This is a genomic window from Nonomuraea rubra (assembly GCF_014207985.1).
Classification (GTDB): Bacteria; Actinomycetota; Actinomycetes; order Streptosporangiales; family Streptosporangiaceae; genus Nonomuraea; species Nonomuraea rubra.
In genome coordinates, this window is sequence record NZ_JACHMI010000001.1 from 11,638,851 (window position 1) to 11,659,917 (window position 21,067).

Annotated in this window: 16 protein-coding genes; 9 read left to right on the forward strand and 7 right to left on the reverse strand. The window is 73.8% G+C overall.

The window, feature by feature from the left end; genetic code table 11:
* The first annotated feature begins 10 nt into the window (after nt 1-10).
* On the forward strand, nt 11-379 hold the full coding sequence (locus tag HD593_RS53255) for a hypothetical protein (RefSeq protein ID WP_185110462.1): 369 nt from the start codon (nt 11-13) through the stop codon (nt 377-379).
* A 23-nt stretch (nt 380-402) separates the two neighbouring features.
* Here the strand turns inward: HD593_RS53255 and HD593_RS53260 are convergent, their stop codons facing one another.
* Nucleotides 403-1,098 (reverse strand): hypothetical protein, encoded by a 696-nt coding sequence (locus HD593_RS53260; RefSeq protein ID WP_185110463.1) that lies wholly within the window; start codon nt 1,096-1,098, stop codon nt 403-405.
* Between the two features lie 50 nt (nt 1,099-1,148).
* Between HD593_RS53260 and HD593_RS53265 the strand changes: the two genes are divergently transcribed.
* Nucleotides 1,149-2,093 carry a protein kinase family protein gene (locus HD593_RS53265; protein ID WP_185110464.1) on the forward strand — a complete coding sequence of 315 codons (945 nt, stop codon included), beginning with the start codon at nt 1,149-1,151 and terminating at the stop codon, nt 2,091-2,093.
* A gap of 6 nt (nt 2,094-2,099) precedes the next feature.
* Here HD593_RS53265 and HD593_RS53270 read toward each other — a convergent pair whose 3' ends face one another.
* Together HD593_RS53270 and HD593_RS53275 are read right to left on the reverse strand one after the other, a co-directional pair.
* The gene (locus HD593_RS53270; RefSeq protein ID WP_185110465.1) at nt 2,100-2,615 is read right to left on the reverse strand and encodes an SET domain-containing protein; all 516 of its coding nucleotides are present in this window, start codon (nt 2,613-2,615) and stop codon (nt 2,100-2,102) included.
* A gap of 4 nt (nt 2,616-2,619) precedes the next feature.
* Entirely contained in the window at nt 2,620-3,813 is a 1,194-nt protein-coding gene (locus HD593_RS53275; RefSeq protein ID WP_185110466.1) for an FUSC family protein, read from the reverse strand.
* Between the two features lie 88 nt (nt 3,814-3,901).
* On the opposite strand from HD593_RS53275, the gene HD593_RS53280 reads away from it, so the two are divergent.
* The 6 genes from HD593_RS53280 to HD593_RS53305 all read left to right on the forward strand — a co-directional run bounded on the left by HD593_RS53280 (nt 3,902) and on the right by HD593_RS53305 (nt 10,773).
* The gene (locus HD593_RS53280) at nt 3,902-4,510 is read left to right on the forward strand and encodes a dienelactone hydrolase family protein (RefSeq protein WP_185110467.1); all 609 of its coding nucleotides are present in this window, start codon (nt 3,902-3,904) and stop codon (nt 4,508-4,510) included.
* Nucleotides 4,507-4,869: a VOC family protein gene (locus tag HD593_RS53285; protein WP_185110468.1), complete on the forward strand. Its 363-nt coding sequence runs from the start codon at nt 4,507-4,509 to the stop codon at nt 4,867-4,869. Before HD593_RS53280 ends, HD593_RS53285 begins: the two co-directional genes overlap by 4 nt.
* An 88-nt stretch (nt 4,870-4,957) precedes the next feature.
* The gene (locus tag HD593_RS53290) at nt 4,958-5,596 is read left to right on the forward strand and encodes an ATP-binding cassette domain-containing protein (protein WP_185110469.1); all 639 of its coding nucleotides are present in this window, start codon (nt 4,958-4,960) and stop codon (nt 5,594-5,596) included.
* On the forward strand, nt 5,580-6,803 hold the full coding sequence (locus HD593_RS53295; RefSeq protein WP_185110470.1) for a hypothetical protein: 1,224 nt from the start codon (nt 5,580-5,582) through the stop codon (nt 6,801-6,803). Before HD593_RS53290 ends, HD593_RS53295 begins: the two co-directional genes overlap by 17 nt.
* Nucleotides 6,800-8,500: an ABC transporter permease subunit gene (locus tag HD593_RS53300; protein WP_185110471.1), complete on the forward strand. Its 1,701-nt coding sequence runs from the start codon at nt 6,800-6,802 to the stop codon at nt 8,498-8,500. The genes HD593_RS53295 and HD593_RS53300 overlap by 4 nt, the downstream gene beginning before the upstream one ends.
* Nucleotides 8,497-10,773 (forward strand): hypothetical protein, encoded by a 2,277-nt coding sequence (locus HD593_RS53305; RefSeq protein WP_185110472.1) that lies wholly within the window; start codon nt 8,497-8,499, stop codon nt 10,771-10,773. Before HD593_RS53300 ends, HD593_RS53305 begins: the two co-directional genes overlap by 4 nt.
* Nucleotides 10,774-10,777: 4 nt before the next feature.
* Here HD593_RS53305 and HD593_RS53310 read toward each other — a convergent pair whose 3' ends face one another.
* Nucleotides 10,778-11,473, reverse strand: a complete 696-nt coding sequence (locus HD593_RS53310) for an anti-sigma factor family protein (RefSeq protein WP_185110473.1) — start codon at nt 11,471-11,473, stop codon at nt 10,778-10,780.
* A gap of 34 nt (nt 11,474-11,507) precedes the next feature.
* The gene (locus HD593_RS53315) at nt 11,508-12,032 is read right to left on the reverse strand and encodes a sigma-70 family RNA polymerase sigma factor (RefSeq protein ID WP_425568372.1); all 525 of its coding nucleotides are present in this window, start codon (nt 12,030-12,032) and stop codon (nt 11,508-11,510) included.
* Between the two features lie 181 nt (nt 12,033-12,213).
* Between HD593_RS53315 and HD593_RS53320 the strand changes: the two genes are divergently transcribed.
* On the forward strand, nt 12,214-16,392 hold the full coding sequence (locus HD593_RS53320; RefSeq protein ID WP_221525397.1) for an FtsK/SpoIIIE domain-containing protein: 4,179 nt from the start codon (nt 12,214-12,216) through the stop codon (nt 16,390-16,392).
* On the opposite strand, the gene HD593_RS53325 is transcribed toward HD593_RS53320, so the two are convergent.
* Nucleotides 16,389-16,574: a hypothetical protein gene (locus HD593_RS53325; protein WP_221525398.1), complete on the reverse strand. Its 186-nt coding sequence runs from the start codon at nt 16,572-16,574 to the stop codon at nt 16,389-16,391. The genes HD593_RS53320 and HD593_RS53325 overlap by 4 nt on opposite strands.
* Nucleotides 16,575-16,638: 64 nt before the next feature.
* Complete coding sequence (locus HD593_RS64100; protein WP_185110476.1) at nt 16,639-21,063, reverse strand: DUF6531 domain-containing protein; 4,425 nt, start codon at nt 21,061-21,063, stop codon at nt 16,639-16,641.
* Nucleotides 21,064-21,067 lie beyond the last annotated feature (4 nt).

Below are 21,067 nucleotides of genomic sequence, written 5' to 3' on the forward strand. Positions count from 1 at the left end.
GGTGATCCGGATGCTCAAGAACCATCTGCGTCGAGACCTTCAGTGGCTCAAGCGACAGGCGCGCAAGGACAGGCGGATCACCGTCGGGCTGCTCGCCGGGCTCCTGGCGGCCTGGGTCCACCAGCTTCCCGCCGCCGGGGACGACTCCGCCTCGCCGCTGCTGCTGGCGATCTCGGCCGCGCTCGTCATGGGGTCGGCGGGCGCGTGGCTGCTGGCGGCGTACTTCGTGTCGCGGACCCTGCGGGTCCGGCGCGAGCCGGCGGAGGAACTGCGCTGGATCGCGCGGATCAGCCGCGGCAAGGAGTGGGCGTTCTGCTCGCTCAGCGCCTACGTGGCCTGGCACCTGCTGCACTTCGTGACAGCACTGCTGCTGGGCTGAAGGGCCGGCGGCGGGGTGTCACCTCAGGAATGGGGCCGGGGTGAAGCCCCGCCGCCTCCGTCGAGGGCGGCGCTCTCCAGGGAGTGGACGCGGATGCCCTCTCCGGTGTGCAGGAACTGGACGATCTCGGCCGCAGGCAGCCCGATGGTGCCGAAGTCGGCGTCCGCGTGGGTGTCGCACCATTCGACCAGCTCCCGGGGGTTCGTCAGCGGAGCGGCGAAGTGCACGAGGCTGACGTACCAGAGGTCGCGGACGCGGCCGTGCTCCAGGTCCCGCACGCGGCGCGACTCCAGCGCGTGGGCGAAGCGCTTGCGGAGCGTGTCCAGGGTGTCGTCCTGCGGGTGGGCGCCCACGAGGACGCCGCCCCGGTGCGGGCTCACGCCGGCCAGGCGTACCTCCGCCGGGGGCAGGCCGTCCGCCGCCTCCGCCAGCGCGGCGCCGTACGCGCGGCGCAGCGGGTCGTCCTGGGGGATGTGCGTGCGGTACGGCTCCAGCGTCCTGAGCGTGACGTGCAGGGTCCGGCCGCCGTGCACCCAGTGGCCGGGGGCGCTCACGGTGGCGGCCAGCTCCGTCATCCGGTCCACGATCTCGCCCTCGGGGCGCAGCACGGCCGCGGCTCCCCAGCGCGTGGCACCGTCCACCATGGGGAGGTCGTGGGTGGCCTCGCCGGCCAGCAGGGCCGCGCGTCCCCTCGCCCGGAACTCCACGAAATCGGACATCCGTGCAGTATGCCATGATCAGCGCCCGCCTCCCGCGTGATACTGGCGCGATGGAGCTGGCGGAGTGGTGCGCGAGGTGGCTGGGGGCGGCGCCGGTCGGGGAGCTCTTCCGGGCGGGGCATCTCTCGGTGGTGCGGGGGCTGGAGCTGGCCGACGGGCGGCGGGTGGTGGTCAAGTGCCGGGTGGCGGACGAGGCCCGGGTCCGGGGGTGCGTGGGCGTGCAGCGGCACCTGGCCGGGGCGGGCTTCCCCTGCCCCGCCCCGCTCGCCGGCCCCGAGCTGCTCGCCTGCCCCGTCCCGCTCGCCGAACCCGAACTGCTCGGCGAGGAGGTCGTGACGGCCGAGGAGTACGTGTCCAGGGGTGAGCAGCTCGGCGGCAGCGGGGTGGACCGGGCGCGGCCGTTCGCGGAGGCGCTGGCCCGGCTGGTGGGGCTCGCTCCCTCTCCCGGCGCCGCCGGCCCGCTCTCGCCCGCGCCGCCGTGGGTGGGGTGGGAGCACGCCGGGGCCGGGGTGTGGCCGTGGCCCGACGACCTGGACGCCGACCTCAACGCCCACCCTGGGCCCGGCTGGCTCGACGACCTGGGCCGGCGGGTGCGGGAGCGGCTGCTGGGCACGCGGCTGCCTGCCGTGGTGGGGCACGGGGACTTCGAGTCGCAGAACGTGTGGTGGCGCGGGGGCGAGCTGCTCGCCGTACATGACTGGGACAGCGTCGTGGCACTCCCGGAACCCGCCGTCGCGGGTGCGGCCGCCGCGGTGTTCACCGAGACGGGGCGGGCAGCCGAGCGGGCCACGGTGGAGGAGAGCGCGCGCTTCCTGGAGTGTTACGTGCGGGCGCGGGATGTGGGCTGGGGTCGCGAGGAGTGGGGGGTGGCGTGGGCGGCCGGGTTGTGGGTGCGGGCGTTCAACGCCAAGAAGGCCGTGGTGGCGGGCGCCGGACGCGAGCTGCTCGACCAGCTCGCCGCCCAAGCGGAGGCCCGGCTGCGGCTCATGGATTGAGCCGCGTCAGGGGCGCCGGATGAGCGCGAGGAGGGCGGGGACCCAGTGGTCGCCGTAGCGTTCGCGCAGGTCGGGGCGGCGCCAGTCGGTGCCGGTGACGCGGCCGCGGCAGAGCGGGGTGGCGCAGCGGCAGTCGAGCGCGAAGCCGGGGTCGGCGGTGCTGGTGGCGTAGTCGCTGGTGACCTCCTCGCCCGGCGAGAGGTCGCGGCGGGCCGCGAGGGTGTAGGGGCCGGTCCACCACAGGTTCGGGTCGCAGCTGTGGTTGGCCTTGCCGATCGGGCTGCCGGGAGGCAGGACCAGGTGGAGCTCGGCGCTCACGGTGATGGTGTCGACGTAGGGGACGGCGGGGTCGGCGAACAGGGCCTGGAGCCGGTCCCAGGTGACCAGGCGCCCGCCCAGGCGGGAGACGGTGGTGCCCGCGGGGATGGCCGCCGTGGCGAACAGGCCCTGGCCCGCGATCGGTGAGGGGCGGACCTCCAGGTCGGGATGGAGCCGGCACTCGGGCTCCGGATCTTCCGGCATGCGATCAATCCTGCCTCGGGAAGGCGGAGGTGTGCGGGCCGCTGTCGGGGTCGAACTCGTGGCGGATCCGCGCGCAGTCCTCCAGCAGCGCCCCCTGCAGCGAGCGCAGCTCCGTGTTCCGGGTCTGGTGGAACGCCATGACCAGCCGCTGCTGCTGGTGCGCGCCGTCGTCGAGCGCGGCGCACAGGTCTTCGAGGTCCTCGCGCCGCCCGCGGCCGACCTGCAGCATGCCGAAGTCCCTGAACACGCGTGACAGCGCCGCCAGCTCGTCCGCCAGGGGCTCGGGCAGGTCCGCGCCGCGCTCGCCCGGCAGCCCGCGTACGCCGGCGATGAGGTCCACCAGGCCCCTGGCGATGCCCCTGAGCTGGTGGCAGGCGTGGTCGAGTGCGGTGGCGGCCTCGGCCACCTGGCGCAGGCGGCGGTCGTAGCGGCGGCGGCGCAGCGACAGCCGTACGGACTCGGCCGCCTGCTCCGCGGCCTCCTCGGTGTCCTCCAGGCGCGTCGACAGGCCGCGGGCCCGCTCCAGCCAGTCGCCCGCCATGTCCCTGTCCCAGTCGCCCCGCAGGCCGCGCGACATGTCCTCGGCCAGGTCGGCCAGCTCGGCGGACAGGCCGCACAGCTCCTTGCCGGCCTTGTCCACGTAGCGGGGCGGCAGGACCAGGAGGTTCGCCGCGATGCCGATCGCGGCGCCGAGGAGCACGTCCGCGAGGCGGGCGAAGCCGTACGTGCTGCCGAGCGCGAACACCAGCAGCGCCGTGATGGGGATCTGCACGTTCTGGGCGGGCAGGTTCAGCAGGCGCGTCAGGACCAGGCCCGCCACCACCAGCACGGCCAGCGTCACCACGTTGGCTCCGATCAGCCAGATCAGCACCGTCGCCGCGCCCACGCCGGCGACCACGGCCAGGATCTGCTGGCCGCCGCGGACGAGCGTGCTGTACGCGGTCGCGGAGACCGTCAGCAGGACACCGATGGGCACCAGCACCGGCAGGTCCACCTTGAGCACGTACGCGGCCAGCCACCAGGCCAGCGCGCACGCCGCCGTCACCTTGACCGTCTGGGCCAGCGCCTCGCGCTCCATGCGCAGCCAGCGCCCGAACCCCATGCTCCGCACGCGCGAGAGCGCCGCCGCCCCGCCCGACACGATGCGTTCGAGCGGGGAGCCGGCCACTTCGCGCCCGCGCCCCGTTTCGGTCTCCATGTCCAGGACCTCTTCCCAGCGAAGTCGCTGATAGAGCCCCCTTCGATCGGGTAGCGGCAGGGTCGCGGCAGCTGAGGAGGGGTGGCACATGTCCGGCGATCTGATCGTTCCTGACGCCGCTCAGGGCGTGGTGGTCTTCGTGCACGGCAGCGGCAGCAGCCGGCACAGCCCGCGCAACCGCTACGTGGCGGCCGCGCTCAACGAGGCGGGCCTGGGCACGCTGCTGTTCGACCTGCTGACGCCCGAGGAGGAGGCCGACAGGGCGAACGTGTTCGACATCGCGCTGCTGGCCGAACGGCTGCTGGAACGCACCGCCTGGGTGCGCGAGCAACCGGAGGCCAAGGGCCTGCCGATCGGGTACTTCGGCGCCAGCACCGGCGCGGCGGCGGCCCTGTGGGCGGCGGCGGAACCGGGTAACGCGGTCGCCGCGGTCGTCTCGCGCGGCGGCCGTCCCGACCTGGCCGGGGACCGGCTGGCCGAGGTACGCGCGCCGACCCTGCTCATCGTGGGCGGGCGCGACCCGGTGGTGGTGGAGCTGAACGAGGAGGCGCGGGGGCGCCTGCGCGCGGAGAGCCTGATCACGGTCGTGCCGGGGGCGACGCACCTGTTCGAGGAGCCCGGCGCGCTGGAGGCCGTGGCCGGGCATGCCCGAGACTGGTTCACCACGCACTTCTCCGGACCCCGGGAGCCGATGTGAGACTGTCCGCCACCGTTCTGGAGTCGCCCGACGCGAACGCGCTGGCCGCCTTCTACCTGGCCCTGCTCGGCTGGCAGGTGAGGGAGGAGGAGCCCGGCTGGGTGATGCTCGCGCCGCCCGGCGGCGGGGCCGGGCTGTCGTTCTCGACCGACCCCCAGTACGTACGGCCGACCTGGCCGGCCAGGCCCGGCGCCCAGCAGATGATGGCGCATCTGGACATCGAGGTGGACGACCTCGACGAGACCAGCGCCAGGGCGGTCGAGCTGGGCGCGACGGTCGCCGGCTTCCAGCCCCAGCAGCACGTACGCGTGCACTTCGACCCGGACGGTCACCCCTTCTGCCTCTTCGTGAACACGTAGCGGTGCTGATCCATCACGTTGAAGTCACGCACGGTTTGTGCGAACGTCAGGTGCGGATGACATCCCGACTCGACGGCGGTTTGCGGACGTGCCACTTCTGGAGATCAACGGTCTCACCTGGGAGACGCACGGGCTCCGGCGCCGCCTGTCGCCCGACCCGCTGACCCTCGACCCCGGCCAGACCGCCGTGGTGGTGGCCGGGGGGCACGCGGAGGCCGACGCGTTCACCGACCTGCTGCTCGGCCTGGAGATGCCCGTCGGCGGCCCGATCCGCCTCGGCGGCCAGGAGATCACCATGCGGCTGCCGGCGGAGCGCGAGATCGGGCTGGTCCCGGCGGGCGCGGGGCTGCTGCCGCACCTGACCGTCGAGCGGAACCTGGCGCTGGCCGCGCGTGACGACCTGGCGCCGTCGTTCGTGCAGGGCCGGATCGCGTTCATGGCCAGGCGGATGGACATCCAGGGCTTCCTGCGTTCGAGGCCGCACGAGCTGGCCCACGACGAGCGGCTGAGCGTCGCGCTGGCGCGGGTCCTGTGCCGGCCGCTGCCCGTGAAGGTGGTGGTGATCGAGGACCGGACGGGCTGCGGGCCGTGCCACGGGGCCGTGAGCGGGGCGCTGGGCGCCGATCCCGGGCTGGCCGTGCTCGTCGTCACCGACGACGGCACCAGGGTGGCCAGCCTCGCCTCCCCCTCGTGCATCTGGGAGATCGCCGATGCCGATCAGCCGTAGGGTGTTGCTGGCCGCCGTTCCCGCCGTGCTGGTGGCGGGCTGTGCCGGGCAGCCGCCGTTGCGGGTGGCGGTGGTCTGGAGCGGCGAGGAGTTACGCCGCTTCCTGCGTGTGGTGGACGCGTACGTCGCGGCCTTCCGGCGGCCCGTCAGCGTCTACTCGGCGGGCGACAACATCAGCGCGCTGCTGCGCGGCCCCGCCGAGGACGTCATCCCCGACGTGGCCGTCATCCCGCGCCTCGGGCTGCTCTTCGACCCCGTGGTACGGCCCCGCATCAGGCCCAGGACCGGCGGGCACGCGCAGCCGGAGTTCTGGCGGCGGCTGGTCACGCCTCGTGGGAGCGGGGAGGAGCTCGGCGCCTGGTTCAAGATCGCGAACAAGTCGCTGGTGTGGCAGCGTACGGGCGAGCAGTGGGCGCCGGCGAGCCTGACCTCCTGGCAGCCCCGCCCCGGCTCGCTGGCGATCGGCGCGGCCGACGGGTGGGTGCTCAGCGACTGGTTTGAGAACGTGCTGCTCGCCTACGCCCCCGAGGTGTACGACGGCCTCTTCCCGCCGGCGGAGCGGGGCAACCAGGCGTGGTGGGGCGTGGCCCAGGTCACCGAGGCGCTCACGCTGCTCGCCACGATCTGGCGCGAGGCGTTCACCCACGACCAGGGCCGGCGGGCGCTGACCATGCAGTTCCACGACTCGATCCTCGACGTGTTCAGCTACCGCACCGCCGACGTGGTGGCCGCGCCCGACTTCGCGCTGCCCGTCATCGAGCTCTACGGCGGCCGGGACGTGGCCCGCCACTTCCCCTTCCCGCGGCACGGGGACAAACCGCCCCCGCTGGTGGTGGGGGGCGACGTGGCCGTGGCGATGCGCGGCGGCGGGCAGGACGCGCTCGACTTCGTGAACTGGCTGACCAGGCCGCGCGCCGCCGGCGAGCGTGACGCGCTGACCGACTGGGTGGACGAGGGCGGCTTCCTGACCCCGTACAGGGCGCCGTCGCACCCCCTGCTGCGCGCGCCCGCGCAGGCGCTGAGCAGGGCGGAGAACCGCCACTACGACCTGTCCGACCGGCTCATCGGCAGGTTGGAAGGCGGCGACGGGCGCGGGTTGTGGCGGGTGCTCACCGAGCTGTTCACCGACGTCACCGCGGGCACGGTCGCGCCCGCCACGGCGGCCGCGGCCGCCCGCGAGAAGATCGTGGAGGGCGCCGCCCGATGAGCGAGCAGAACGCCTTCCTGTTCGAGGTGGCCCCGCACCACGACGCCAGGGTGCCGGTGGCCGGTCAGGGGCTCAGCCGCTGGCGGGCCGCCCTCTACCTGCTGCTGGCGGTGCTGCTGTCGGCGGGCGTGATCCTGGCCCCGCTCCTGGTGACCGTGCTCATCAGCTTCTCCAGGCCCGGCGCCTGGTCCGACGTGCTGAGCGACGGCCAGGCCTGGCAGGCGGTCGGCAACACGCTGATCTGGTGGGTGCTGGTCGTGGTCGTGTGCGCGGTGGGCCTCGGCCTGGCCTGGCTGGTCAGGAACGCCGGCCCCGCGCTCGGCCTGGTCATGCGGGTCATCCTGGTGCTGCCCGCCGTGGTCTCCCCGCTCACCACGGGAGCGATCTTCCGGCTGCTGTTCGACACCAGCCGCGAGCGCGGCATGGCCGCCGCCCTGCTGGGCAGGGACACGGCCTTCCTCGGGCCCGGCTGGATCTGGCTGGTGCTCGGGCTGGCCTTCGTCTGGCAGTACGCCGGCGTCGCGTTCCTGGTCTTCCACGAGGCGCTGAACCGGCTGCCGTCGAACCTGCTGCGCATGGCCAGGGCGTTCGGCGTCGGGCGGCAGCGGCGGCTCTGGTCCGTGGTGCTGCCCGCGCTGGCCGGGCCGGCCGCGCTGGCGTACCTGTTCGCGCTGGTGGCGGCGGCCCGCGTGTTCGACCTGGTGCTGATGGGGGTGCCGGGGGCGACGCAGGCGCTGGTGGAGGGCGGCGGGCTGTACTGGTGGCGGCACAACGACGATCTGGGCGACGCCGGGGCCGCCGCGCTGGCCGTGCTGATGTCCCTGCTGGTGGCGGGGCTGGCCTCGCTGGCGCTGCTCGGCCTGCGGGGGCGGGTGAGCTGGGCGGATCCGGCTCCCGTGGCGCCGCCCCCGGCTGGCCGGGGCCGGCGGTTGTGGCCGCTCGGCGGCGCGGTGGCGGTGCTGTGGCTGCTGCCGTTCGCGGCGCTGCTGTTCACGTCCCTGCGCGAGCCGGTCGCCGCCGCGCGGACCGGGTGGTGGAACGGCGAGCCGTGGACGCTCGGCTCGTACGCGGAGGCGCTGTCCGACAGCGCGTTCACCGGGGCGCTGGGCACCACGTTCCTCCGGGCCGTCGCGGTGGTGTGCGTGGTGCTGCTGGCCTCGGTGCCGGCCGCGTACGTGCTGGCCCACGAGCACCTGCTGCCCCGGCGCGCCTGGCGGCCCGTCCTGCTGGTGTCGGTGGCCCTGGCGGCGCTGCCGCCGCAGGCGTTCGCCGTGCCGCTGCAGCGCTGGCTGAGCCCGGTCGGCACCCCGCTCGCGCTGATCATCGTGCACGCGGCGCTGGTGATGCCGCTGGCGGTGCTGGTGCTGCACAACGCGTTCGTCCGGGTGCCCGCCCCCATGCTCGCGCGGGACCGGTGGGAGCTGTTCCACGTGGTACGCGAGGCGCGCCCGGCCGTGGTGCTGGCCGGGGTGCTGGCGTTCGTCCTGGTCTGGAACGACGCGGTCGTCGGGCTGCTGCTCAACTGGCCGTCCGGCGACCACCTGCCGCTGATCCTGCTGGAGCAGGCCCGCCACTTCATGAGCGCGGCGAGCCCGCTGGCGGCGCAGGCGGTGATCGCCACAGCGGTGCCCGTGCTGGTGGTGGCCGTGACCGCGCGCCGGCTCTACAGAGGGCTGACCCGGGGGGTGCGCCGGTGACGGAGATCTCGCGCAGGGAGCGGCTGAGCTTCCGGCTGTCGCGCCTGTACCGGCGGGCCGCGGCGCACCTGCCAGAGCTGGGGATCGGCGGGGTGCTGACGGTGGGCGGCACGATCCTGATCCTCCAGGAGGAGCTGATCAAGCAGCTCATCGGCGGGTTCCCGACCTGGTTGCTGATCGTGCTCGTCCTGGTGGTGCCGGTCGTGGCGGGCGTGCTCACGTACCTGGTGCGCCGCCGCCGTCCCGAGCCCGGGCCCCGGCCGGTCCTGGCGGCCATGCCGTTCCCCGACCGGGTGGACGGCCTGGTGGGCAGGGACGCCGAGCTGCGGCGGATCAAGGAGGAGGCCCTGGAGCACGGGATCGTCGTGGTGCACGGCGGCATCGGCATGGGCACGTCCTCCGTGGCCATCCAGGCGGGGTGGGACCTGGCGGGCGAGGAGCGCAAGCAGCGCTACGCCGACCTGCGCGGCCCCGACAGGGACCGTCCCGAGACGCCGCTGAGCGTGGCCCAGCGGGTGCTGCGCACGCTGAACCGCCCGCCGGGCGGCATCCAGGAGCCACAGGACGCGACCGCGCAGGTGATCGAGGCGCTCACCGGCACGGGCTGCGTGCTCCTGCTGGACAACGTCAGCTCGTGGAGCCAGGTCGAGTGGCTGCCGACCCGGGTGCCCGGCGCGCACGTCGTGGTGGCGGGCACGCTCACCGACCCGCCGCCGCAGCACGTGCAGCCCATCCAGCTCGGCCCGCTCGCCCCCGACGCGGGCCGGGCCCTGCTCACCCGCCACCTCGGCGCCGAGCGGGGCTCCCCCGACCCGAAGGCGCTGGACCTGCTGGTCGACTCCTGCCTGGGCAGCCCGCTGGAGATCGTCAGGGTCGGCCGCTGGCTGGCGGGCAATCCGAACGTGCCGCTCCAGACGCTGGTGGACGACCTGCGCAGCCTGTCTGTCGCCGACACGCTCGACTTCGTGCTCGGGCTCAGCGTCAAGCAGCTCAGGCCGACGGCCAAGCAGCTCTTCGTGCTGCTGGCCGGGCTGCCGATCGCGGAGGTGGACCACCAGGCCGCCGCCGCGCTGCTCGGCGTGCCGTCCGCCGCGGACGCGATCAACGAGCTGGCCGAGCTTGGGCTGGTGGAGAACGTCCGGATGACGCGCGTCAGGGTGTCGAGCGCGTTCCGCGGCGGCGGCGCGGACAGCACGCCCCGGGAGGTGGCGGCCTGGCGGCGGCTGGTCGAGCACTTCGCCGAGCAGGCCGGCGCGTACGCGGAGCGGCTGCCCGCCGAGGAGGCCAGGACCTGGTTCGCGATGGAGGACCGGGTGCTGCTCCAGGTGCTGGCCCGCAAGGCGCCCGCGCCCAGGACCGGGCGCGCGCTCGCGCGGATCGCGGACGCGCTGGAGACCTGGTTCCGGCTCGAACAGCGGCACGAGGACCGGCTGCGCGCGGCGGCGGAGCTGGCCAGGGCCGCAGAGGCGCTCGGGGACGAGCCGGTGCAGGCCACGGCCGAGCTGCGCCAGTGCGCGATCCTGCTCACCTCGGGCGACCCGCGCAAGGCGCGCCAGCACTTCAACCGCTCGGCGGCGCTGCGGGTCAGGGTCGAGTCGTGGCCTGCGGAGCTGCACCTGGCGCACGCGGCGATCCTCCTGTCCGGCGGCGACGAGTTCACCGCCGTCGAGTCCGCCCTCGTCCGGTACGGGCAGGCGCTGGCCGGCGGCGACGTCCTCGGCCAGGCCATCCGGCTGGCGAACGTGGCGGCGCTGCTCATGCGCAGGGGCCAGACGCTCGACCACGACGGCCGCGGCCCCGAGGCCCGCAGCCTGTACACCAACGCCAGGGTGGTGCTGTTCCAGGCGGTCGACCTGGCGCGGCGGGCCGGCGAGCCCGCGACCGAGGCGCACGCCCAGGAACTGCTCGCGCTGGCCCACCACTACCTGGGCCAGAGCCACGACGCCGGCCTCCACCTGGACGAGGCCGAGCGGCTCTACGCCGGGGCGGCGGACGAGCTGGGGCGGGCGCGCTGCCTGGTGCACCGGGCCGGGATCATGCTGGAGGACCCCGGGCAGGCCGCCGACGCGGTGGCGGCGCTGCTGGAGGAGGCCGAGCCGCGGCTGCCCCAGGCAGGGGTGAGCACCGCGCTGGTCCACCTGCACCTGGGCAGGCTGCGGAGGGAGCGCGCCGCGGAGCACCGGGAGGCCGGGCTGGCGGCCCTGTCACCCTGGGACGGGATCGCCGAGCCCAGGCAGGTCAGCGAGCTGCGGGCGCTGTTATCGGCCCTGTGAGCGGTCAGACGGCCACCGTCGCCAGCGTCCTCCCGTCGAAGGTCTGGATGGTGAAGTGGTTCAGCTCGGACTGCGGGAGGCTGGTGCCGCCGTGCAGGAGCAGCGGGTCGGGCGAGCCGGGCACGCCGTACCCCTTCTCGGGCACGCCCCAGCTCGCGACGACCTCCGAGCGGCCGTCGTCGCCCACCGCCATGAGCCGGCACTGCAGCGGGCCCTTGACGCCCTTGAGCTCCAGCGCGACGTGGGTGCCCCAGCCCTTGTCCTCCACGCCGACGAGCCCGGACACGCCGGTGGCCGGGTCGCTGACGGGGTAGGTGCGGCCGGTCATGAGCAGGGCGCGGGCCGGGCTGTGGATGCTGTCGGGGTTGGGGCCGCTGGTGAAGGAGCTGACGCCGAGGAAGACGCCGGCCGCGACCACGAGGCACGCGGCGGCGGTCATGAAGCCGCGGTGGAGGCGGCGGCGCCTGCGCTCCTTGGCGGCGCGGTGGACCAGCAGGGACTCCACCTGCGGGTCGGCCGGATGGGGCAGGAGATCGTCCGGATGGACGGTCTTGATCAGCTCGCCCATCGCGGCGAACGACCCCACTTCCGACGCGCAGCTCCCGCAGCCGTCCAGATGGCGCTCGAAAGCGGCCCGCTCCTCCTCGCTGAGCAGGCCGAGCGCGTACGCGGCCACGTCCTCGTGGTGTACCTCTGTCATGGCGCCACCCCCCTGTCATCGTGACGCACCTGGATCACGGCAGCGTCACCCCCCTTTCCTCCAGCGCGACCCGTAAGGCGCGCATGGCGTAGTACACGCGGGACTTCACCGTGCCCACGGGCACGCCGATCGTCTCCGCCGCCTCCTGGACGGTGCGGTCCAGGAGGAACGTCTCGGTGAGCACCTGCCGGTGCGCCGGGGAGAGCGACATCATCGCGTCGGTGACGACGATCTCCCGCAGGAGCTGCTCGTCCTCGGCCGCCACGGGCATGACGCGTTCGGGGATGTCCTCGACCGTGTCGAGGGGGCGGGAGCCGGAGCGGCGGCGGTTGTCGATGACGACCCGCCGCGCGACCGTGGCCAGCCAGGGCATCAGCGAACCTGAGTCCGTACGGAGGTCGTGAAGGTTGCGCCAGGCTCGGACCAGGGTCTCCTGGACGACGTCCTCGGCCCAGCGGCGATCGCCGCCCGTCAGCCTGACGGCGAAGGCCATCAGGGGGGCGCCATATTCGCGGTAGAGGGCTCTGACCATGGCCTCGTCGGTTACGCGGTGAGTCACTCCGGGGCTCCTCGCGCAGCGGATATCATGAAATATCGCGCTCGGTAGGCTGATATTGAGAATTATCACTCTAGCCACGAGGCGAGGCCAGGGTTGGGTAGTTTGCCCGTCTCGCCGTATAGCTAGATTTATCCGTTAAATCGTGCTTCAGTCCCCTGGAGAGGGGATTATGATCATTCGGTTGACGATCCGCGATCCGGCGGCCTCCACCGCCGTCGACGCCGAGGTGACGGCGGAGCCCGAGACCCTCGTCGGCTCGCTGCTGCGGGCGCTGCCCTTCCCCGTCAGAGGCCGCCCCTGTTACGTCGGCGGCGACAAGCTCGACCCCGACTCCCGCGTCGCCGACAGCCCCCTGGTGCCGGGGGCGACGATCAGCGTGGGCGAGCCGGAGCGTACGCAGCCCTGGCGGCCGCTGGCGGCGGCGGGCGCGATCCGCGTGTTCGCCGGCCCGGACGCCGGCCGGGTGATCTGGCTCAGCCCCGGCAGCTACGTCATCGGCCGCGAGTGGACCGACCTCAGCCTGCCGCGCGACCAGAAGGCGTCCAGGCGGCACGCCCGCCTCGACGTGTCGTGGACCGGCGAGGCCACGGTCGTCGATCTCGGCTCGCGCAACGGCACCCTGGTGAACGAGCTGCGCGTCCAGAGCCCGGTGGCGCTGCGTCCCGACGGGGTGCTCCAGGTGGGCGACGACCGGATGCGGTGGGCGCCGCTGCCGTCCACCCGGCTCAGGACCACCCGCGCGCGGGACGGCCGCATCGACTTCGACCGGGCCTTCTCCCCCGCCCCAGCCGTCGCGGGCGCCCGCATCACCATGCCCAGGAACGAGATCCCGCAGCGCAATATCGCCGTGGCGCTGATTTCGTCACTGTTGCCGCTGCCGATATCGATCGCGATGGCAGTCCTGTTGAAAAGTCCATATTTTCTGCTGTTCGGAATTCTGACGCCGATCACGTTCTTCGGCACGCAGTGGGTGGAAGGGCGGCAGCGCAAGAAGAAAGAGCGCGAGTTCGACCAGCGCAAACGCGACACGCTTGAACGCATCAGGCAGCACGTCGTGCACGAGCAGTGGTTGCGGCACGTCGTCGCGCCCGACGAGGTGGACCTGACGTTCGCCGCCACTCACGAGGGGCCGGGCCTGTGGCCGCGCAACGCCGACTCGCCCGACGGGCTCACCCTGCGCGTCGGCGTGGCGGACGAGCCGGCCACGATCACGTTCGACGGCGAGCCGTGGCCGGAGTTCACGCCGCCGGTCCTGCGCGGCGTGCCCGTCACCGTGGACCTGCGCCAGATCGGCGTGCTGGGCGTCATCGGCCCGCCGGAGCCGGTGGACGCGCTGCTGCGCTGGCTGCTGGTCCAGCTCGGCACCCTGCGCGCGCCCGACGAGCTGCGGCTGGTGGTGATCACCGCGTCCGGGGGCGGGCACCTGGCCTGGGCGCGCTGGCTGCCGCACCTGAACGTGGACGCCCCCGTACCGTGCCTGGTCGGCAACACGCCCGAGACCCGCACGGAACGCATCGAGGAGCTCAAGGACCTGGTCACCGAGCGGCTCAAGGCCAAGGAGCGGCGCGTCGCCTTCGGCGAGGAGATCGTCGTCGTCCTCGACGGGGCGCGGGCGTTACGCGACATCCCCGGCATGAAGGAGGTGCTGCGGGAGGGCCCCTCCGTCGGCGTGTACGTGATCTGCGCCGACCAGCGCAGCCTGAACGAGTGCCGCGGCGTCTGCGAGCTGGACGGCACCGGCATGCTGCTCACCAGGGGCCGCCAGGGCCTGCCGGTCGCCGTGCAGCCCGAGAGCCTCGGCGAGCAGGCCGCCGAGCGCATCGCCCGCGCCGTGGCGCCCATGCGCGACCGCCTCACCCTGGCCAGGGCCGAGAGCGTCATCCCCGACGCCGTACGCCTGCTCGACGCGCTCGGCCTGGGCGTCCCCGGCCCCGAGGCCGTGCTGGCGCGCTGGGCCGCCGACCCCGGGCCCACGACGAAGGTGTGCATCGGCGCCGACGGCACCGGCCCCGTGACCGTGGACCTCGCGGCGGACGGGCCGCACACGATGCTCGGCGGGGCCACGGGCGCGGGCAAGAGCATCCTGCTGCAGACCCTGGTCACCTCGCTGCTGCTGGCCAACCGCCCCGACGAGCTGAACCTGGTGCTCGTCGACTTCAAGGGCGGCAGCGCGTTCCTGCCGTTCGAGCACTGCCCGCACGTGGTCGGGCTGATCCGCTCGACCGGCGACACCGCCGCGGACGTCTTCGACGAGAGCGCCGCCCGCCGCGTCCTGGCCTCCGTACGGGCCGAGGTGCGGCGGCGCGAGGCCATCCTCGCCAGGTACGGCGGCGAGATCGACGCCTACTGGAACGCCGGAGGGCGGCTGCCCCGGCTGGTCATGGTGTTCGACGAGTTCGCCCGCGTGCTGGAGACCTCGCCCGACTTCCTGCGCGAGCTGGTGAACGTGGCCGCCAAGGGCCGCTCGCTCGGCATGCACCTGGTGCTGGCCACGCAGTCGCTGCAGGGCAAGCTGTCACCCGAGCTGAAGAACAACATCTCCCTGCGCATCACCCTGCGCCAGAACGAGCCCTCCGACAGCACCGAGGTGCTCGGCGTGCCCGACGCCGCCACGATCCCGTCACGGCTGCGCGGCCGCGGCATGATCATGCGGGTGGGCGGCGAGCAGCGCACTCCCCAGCTCTTCCAGACCGGCTACCTGGGCGACCCGCCGCCCACCGGCTCGGCCCCCGCCACCGCCCGGCTGACGCCCTGGCCCGCGCTCGGGCTGCCGAGGCCGGAGCTCCGGGACGCGCCGCGGGCCAGCCGTACCGACCAGGACCTGGCCATCGCGGCCGTGCTGGAGGCCGCGCCGCGCCTGTCCACCGAGCCGCCGTTCCGGCCCCTGCTGCCGCCCTTGCCCGCCGCGCTGCCGCTGACCGCGCTGCCGGGGGCGGGCGGGGTGCCGTTCGCGCTGCTGGACGACCCGGCCAACCAGGCGCAGCCCGCCATGGGGCTGGACCTGGGCGGGACCGAGCGGCTCATGGTGGCAGGGGGGCCGCAGTCGGGGCGCACGACGTTCTGCCGGACGCTGATCTCCAGCCTGGCGGCGCGCTGCTCGCCCGAGCAGGTGTGGCTGTACGTGGTGGAGAACCAGCCGGGCGGGCTGGCCGCGTACGCGTCGCTGCCGCACTGCGGGGCCGTCATCGGCGGCGGGGAGCCCGACCGGATCAGGCGGCTGGTGACGTGGCTGGCCGAGGAGGTGGAGCGGCGGCGGCTGGCCCGCCTGTCGCCCGGGGAGCCGTCCGCGCCGGTGATCGTGCTCGTCATCGACGGGTGGGAGTACTTCGAGGATCGCGGCAGCCCCGACTTCTTCGAGACGCCGCTGCTCGTCACCCTGCGCGGGATCGTGGCCGGCGGGCCGCCCGTGGGCGTCCACACGGTGGCCGTGGGCGGGCACGACATGTTGCGGGGCAAGACGCCCGACCTGTTCTCACGGCGGCTGTTCCTGCCGTTCCCCCGGGAGGAGACGCGGCGGTCGTACCTGACGTCCGGCATGGTGTCGCCGCCCGTACTCGCCGGACGGGCCATCGAGGCGGCCGGCGGGCTGCACGCCCAGATCTGCCTCCCACCCGAGGACCTGCCCGCCCCCGCCCGCCGCCCCTCCCACGCCCGCCCCGCCCAAGGCCCCAAGCCCTTCCCGCCGCTCCCGGCCGCCGTCCCGCTGGGCGAGCTGCCGGACCAGGCCATCGGCGTCGGCGGCCCCGACGTCACCCCCGTCGAGCTCGACCTCTTCGACCTCGGTCCCCACCTCGTGCTGGTCTCCGGCCCCTCCGGCTCGGGCCGCAGCAACGCGGCGCTGGTCATGGCCACCGTACTGCTGCGGGCGGGGGTGCGGGTCCTGGCCATCGGGCCGCCCCGCTCGCCGCTGGTGCGCTCGCTGCCCGAGGCGCGGGCGCTTGCGGGCACCTCGTTCACGGACGCCGCCCTGCGGGAGGCCGTGGAGGCTTTCGAGGGGGAACGGTACGCGGTGGTGGTGGACGACCTCGACCAGGTGACCGTCACGGCCAGGGAGCAGGGGTTCGACACCCTGCCCACGTTGCTGCAGGACATCCTCGCGCCGTCGGAGCTGGGGCGGCGGGCGCTGGTGTTGTGCGGGGACGCCACGCCGCTGCTGGAGGGGCACCGGCGGGCACTGTCGGGCGAGGTGAGCGAGGTGCTGCGGTCGGGAACCCGGTTCCTGCTGACGCCCACCAGCCGGGTGCACGCCCGCGAGCACGGCATCAACCTGGAGCCGGACCAGTTCTTCGGGGGGCCGGTGGGGCGGGCGTACATGGGGACGGCTCGGCGGCTGGATCTGGTGCAGTTCGCGGTGCTTTAGAGGCGCTGGGCGTGGCGGAGCTGCTCTTCCATGTTCCAGTCCGGGGGCCGCTTCGACTTGCGGAACCAGGGGCATCCATTGGCGATCCATTCCTCCCTGGCACGGCGCACCGAGTCCGGGGAGGAGTCCTCGTAACCGAACTCGGTGCCGCAGCAGGCACAGATCGCCCGGTTGGGTGTCATGCCGTCATCACCCCACGGAGGCTCCGACTGGAGCAGACCGCAAACCCGGCAGTGCATGTCGCCGTCATTGGGCATTGAAGTAGTCCAAGTTCGTGGGATGAGGATGGCGCTGTGGATCCGGCTTGTAGTAGGTGCGGGGCACGCCCTGGGCGGTCGCCACACCGAATTGCTCCGTTTGCGGATCGTAGCGAACGACGTCGCCGTTCGACCGGGTCTTGGTGAGCACGCCGGGATGGCTGCCGGTCAGGAAGTCCGTCGCCTCCTCCACATACTCCTTCGCGTTGTTCAGGTGCGGGAAGTCGCTTCCGTGCCGTGCCCAGTGATCATAGGCGTTCTCGACCCGGGACATCCCACGCGTCCTGGTCCAGATCCCGTAGGGGGTCAGACCCAGCGGGTCCATCCACACCTGTGGATTGAGCACGTACGCGTGCGGATCCCACCCACCCCGCAACCCGATCGGATCCGCCGCCACGTAACACCCGGCATCCGGGTCGTAATGCCGCAGGAAGTTGTAGAACAGCCCCGATTCCTGATCCTCGTACTGCCCGGGGAACCGCAGCGGGCAGTCGGCGTCCGACGTGATCGCGTCCGGTGAGGCGCCCCACAGGGAGCGGCGGGTGCGCCAGGCGATCTCGCCCTCCGCCGACACCAGCTCGGCGGGTGTTCCCAGCAGGTCCGTGGCGATGGCGTAGAAGCGTTCGTCCACCCATGGCTGGGAGCGTTCCGTCTGGGTCAGGGGGCGGAAGGAGCCGGGGGCCCAGTCCCAGGAGGTGGTGCGGTCGTCGGTGGACTGTTCGGCCAGGGTGAGGCCGTCCCAGGTGAAGTCGGTGCGGTGGGCGCCGTCGGCGCGTTCCTTGGCGATACGGCGGCCCAGCGGGTCGTAGAGGTAGCGCCAGCGGGTGCCGTCGGGGGTGGTGACGGCCGTCAGGCGGTCGTCGGCGTCCCACGTGTAGTGCCAGGTGCGGGGTTTGGTGGACAGGCCCTTGCGCTGGCGGAGGATCGTACGGCCCTGGCGGTCGTACTCGTAGCGGGTGCGGCCCGCCTGGCGGACCATGGTGCCGGTGTACGCGCGGGGGCCCTGCGAGTCTCCCGGCGCCGGCCAGGTGGCGTCGGTGATCTGGCCTGCGGTGTTGTAGCGGTACGTCTCCGGCCGGCCCGTCGCGTGGACGGCGGTGACGCGGCCGGCGGGGTCGAGGTCGAAGCGGCGGCGGCCGGAGAGGAGGTCGTCGATCTCCGTGAGCTCGCCGTCCCTGCGGTAGCCGTACGTGCGGCGCTGGACCATCCGGCCGGCCGGGCCGCTGGTGAGGGTCTGGGAGTGGAGCCGGCCGTCGTCGTCCCAGTCGTGCAGCAGGGCGATGCCGGCGCCGAACGTCCTGGAGGTCTCGCGGCCCGCCTGGTCGTGGGTGAAGTGCAGGGTCTGGCCGGCCGTTTCGAGGGTGAGGGGGAGGTCGCGGGCGTCGTACGTCCAGACGGTCTCCGCCCCGGACGGCGTGCGGCGCAGCACCCGGCGGCCGAGCGCGTCGTAGGCGGAGGTGAGCGTGCGGCCGTTGCAGGTCTCGCGGACGACGCGGCCGCGGGCGTCGCGGCCGATGGTGAGGTCGGCATCGGGGTTCGCGGCGTGCACGAGGCGGCCGAGCGGGTCGTAGTCGAACGTGGTCAGGCGGTCGCCCGCCCGGCGGCCGATGAGCCGGTCCAGGACGTCGTAGACGAAGCTGGTGGACTGGCCGGCGCCGTTGATCCGTTCGGTGAGGTTGCCCACGGGGTTGTGCAGGTAGCTCAGCACGCGGTGGTCGAAGTCGGTCTCCTGGACCAGGTTCCCCACCGGGTCGTAGGTGTAGTGCCAGGTCAGGCCCTGCGGGTTGGTGACCTTGGTGAGGCGGAGCTCGGTGTCGTAGGCGAACTCCAGGCGGGCGCCGTCGGGCGTGGTGCGGGCCGTGGGGACGTCGAAGGGGCCGATCTCGAAGCGGGTGGGCTCGCCCATCGCGTCCACGTGCTCGACCAGGTTGTTCTCGGCGTCGTAGGTCCAGCGTTCCACCGCGCCGCCGGGGCCGGTGCAGGTGGCGGGGCGGCCTTCGACCGTCCACGTGTAGTGGGTGGTGTGGCCGAGCGGGTCGGTGACGGAGGTGACGCGGCCGAAGGCGTCGCGTTCGCAGCGGGTCGTGGCGCCGGTGGGGTCGGTGATCGTCAGGGGCAGGCCGGCCGGGTCGGAGGTGATGGTGTGGGTGTGGCCGAGCGCGTCGGTGATCGTGGTCAGGTGGCCGCGGTCGTCGTAGGCGCGGGTGGTGTCGGGGGTGGCGACGAGGTTGCCACGGTCGTCGTGGCGCAGGATGGCGACGAGGTTGCCGCGGGCGTCGTGGCGCAGGATGGTCGTGGCGCCGTCGAAGCCGGTGACGGTGACCGGCAGGTGCAGGGCGTCGCGCGTGCAGCGGCTGGTGGCGCCGTCCGGGCGGGTGACCGACAGCGGGGCGCCCGCCTCGTCGTAGGTGTAGCGGGTGGTGCGGCCGAGCGCGTCCGTACGGGCGAGCAGCCGGTCGTGGTGGTCCCAGAGGTAGCGGGTGGTGTGGCCGAGCGGGTCGGTCTCGGCGGTGACCTGGAGCAGCTCGTTGTGGTGATAGGTCGTGACGTGGCCGAGCGAGTCGCGGGCCCGGGTGACGCCGTCGCCGTACGAGAGCTCGGTGTTGAACACGCCCGCCGACCCGGTGCCGTACACGCAGCGGCCCTCCAGGTCGTAGGTGTAGGCGTACCAGGTGCCGAGGCGGTCCTTCCAGCGCGTCAGCCGGCCGTCGTCGTCGTAGGTGAAGCGCAGCGGCAGGCCGGAGGAGTTGGTCACCTCGGTCAGGTCGCCGGCCTCGTCGTAGGCGTACGAGAGCAGCCGCTGTCCGGCGCCGCGCAGCCGGATCTCCACGACGCGGCCCTGGGACGTCTCGATGTCCAGGTGGTAGCCGCCGGAGTGGACGATCTCGGAAGGCAGGCCGTCGGTGTAGCGCACGTCCAGGCGGTTGCCGTTGCGGTCGGTGATCGCCGCGACGGGCAGCACGCCGGCCTCGGTCGTCTCGGCGAAGTGCGTGGTCCGGCCGGTGAGGGGGTCGGTGACCGTGTAGCCGTCGTCGGTCTCGCGCAGGGCCAGCCGGGGCCCGTCGTCCGGGTACGCGGGGCGGTCCTGCTCGGGGTACGGGAACGTGAGCAGGGCCCCGGTCTCGGTGGCCAGGCAGAGCCCGTCGGCGTCGGCCTCCAGCCGCTGGTCCAGCGTGGAGGCCCAGGAGCGGCCGAAGCAGCGGCCGGTGCGGTACGTGGACAGGTGGGTGCGTTCCAGGTGGAGCGGCAGCACGCCGGGCAGCTCGACGTCCGTCTGCGGGAGCAGCACGGTGCCGGTCGGGAAGTGCACCGGGTCCTGGCTGAAGAACTGGCGGCCGCGCTGCCACGACGCGGTCGCGGCCGTGCCCTGGCGGGCGCCGCCGCTCCGCACGGCCGTACGCAGCGAGGGCGAGCCCAGCGCGTTCCCGCCGCCGCGCACGCTCAGGGCGCCGGTGCCGGCCAGCGTCCCCCCGCCGCCGCGGATCGTGCCGCTCATGCCCATCACGGCCCTGGCGCCGCGGCCTGCCAGGGCGATGCCCTTGCCGATCGGGAGCACGCCGAGCGCGGCCAGCCCGACCTGCCCCAGCGAGCCCCTGCCCTGGCGGTACTTGTTCAGCGCGTCGCCGAGCACCACCGCGCCCGCGGCCACCGCCACGCCGGCCAGGATCACCCCGGCCACGCCGCCGGTGCCGATGACCAGCACCACCAGCCCGGCCACCGCCCCGATGGTGCCCGCGAAGGCCACGAAGTCGTCCCAGGACCTGAACGGCGTGCTGATCGTGTCCCAGGCCTTCTGCAGCCACGACCTGTCCTTGATGCCGCTGCCTTCGAGCGCCTGGTCGATCTCCCGGGTGGCCCGGGTCTCGGCGTCCGCGCGCAACGTGGCCGCCTCCTCGGCGATCCGGCGGGCCCGCGCGCGGTCGTCCTCCGCCCGGCGGGCCCGTTGCAGCGCCGAGCGGGTGGCCTCCTGGGTGGCCGGGTCCGCCTGTGCCAGGGCCGACTCCGCCTCGGGCACGTCGCGTACCGGGCCGGGGAGCTGCGCCTGGATCTCGCGCAGCGCCCCCTGCGACTGGGCCGCGGCCTCCTGGCCACGGCGCAGTGCCGTACCGGCCTGGGTCCTGGCCGCCTCCAGGCTGCCCGCGTACGTCATCAGCGCCTCGCCGGCGCCCCGGTACGCCTTGCCCAGCTTGGCCAGCTCGCCGGGCAGCTCGCCCAGCGCCTCGGCGTAGCGGGCCGCGTAGTCGCCGCGCATCCGCAGCGCCGAGCTGTCACCCGACACGGTGCTCAGCTTGGCCGTGTTGTCCTCGGCCAGCCGCGCTTCCTTGAGCAGCCGGTCGGCGAGCCCTCTGACCTGCCCGGGGTCCCCCGGGGCGGGGTCGCCGGCCAGTCCCAGCACGTCCCATCCGCCCGGCATGGCG

Coding starts and splice junctions, on each gene's coding strand:
- HD593_RS53270 (WP_185110465.1), bottom strand. CDS start 2,615: ATGCCGGAAGATCCGGAGCCCGAGTGCCGGCTCCATCCCGACCTGGAG.
- HD593_RS53260 (WP_185110463.1), bottom strand. CDS start 1,098: ATGTCCGATTTCGTGGAGTTCCGGGCGAGGGGACGCGCGGCCCTGCTG.
- HD593_RS53300 (WP_185110471.1), top strand. CDS start 6,800: ATGAGCGAGCAGAACGCCTTCCTGTTCGAGGTGGCCCCGCACCACGAC.
- HD593_RS53255 (WP_185110462.1), top strand. CDS start 11: ATGCTCAAGAACCATCTGCGTCGAGACCTTCAGTGGCTCAAGCGACAG.
- HD593_RS53295 (WP_185110470.1), top strand. CDS start 5,580: ATGCCGATCAGCCGTAGGGTGTTGCTGGCCGCCGTTCCCGCCGTGCTG.
- HD593_RS53280 (WP_185110467.1), top strand. CDS start 3,902: ATGTCCGGCGATCTGATCGTTCCTGACGCCGCTCAGGGCGTGGTGGTC.
- HD593_RS53325 (WP_221525398.1), bottom strand. CDS start 16,574: ATGACACCCAACCGGGCGATCTGTGCCTGCTGCGGCACCGAGTTCGGT.
- HD593_RS64100 (WP_185110476.1), bottom strand. CDS start 21,063: ATGCCGGGCGGATGGGACGTGCTGGGACTGGCCGGCGACCCCGCCCCG.
- HD593_RS53275 (WP_185110466.1), bottom strand. CDS start 3,813: ATGGAGACCGAAACGGGGCGCGGGCGCGAAGTGGCCGGCTCCCCGCTC.
- HD593_RS53265 (WP_185110464.1), top strand. CDS start 1,149: ATGGAGCTGGCGGAGTGGTGCGCGAGGTGGCTGGGGGCGGCGCCGGTC.
- HD593_RS53310 (WP_185110473.1), bottom strand. CDS start 11,473: ATGACAGAGGTACACCACGAGGACGTGGCCGCGTACGCGCTCGGCCTG.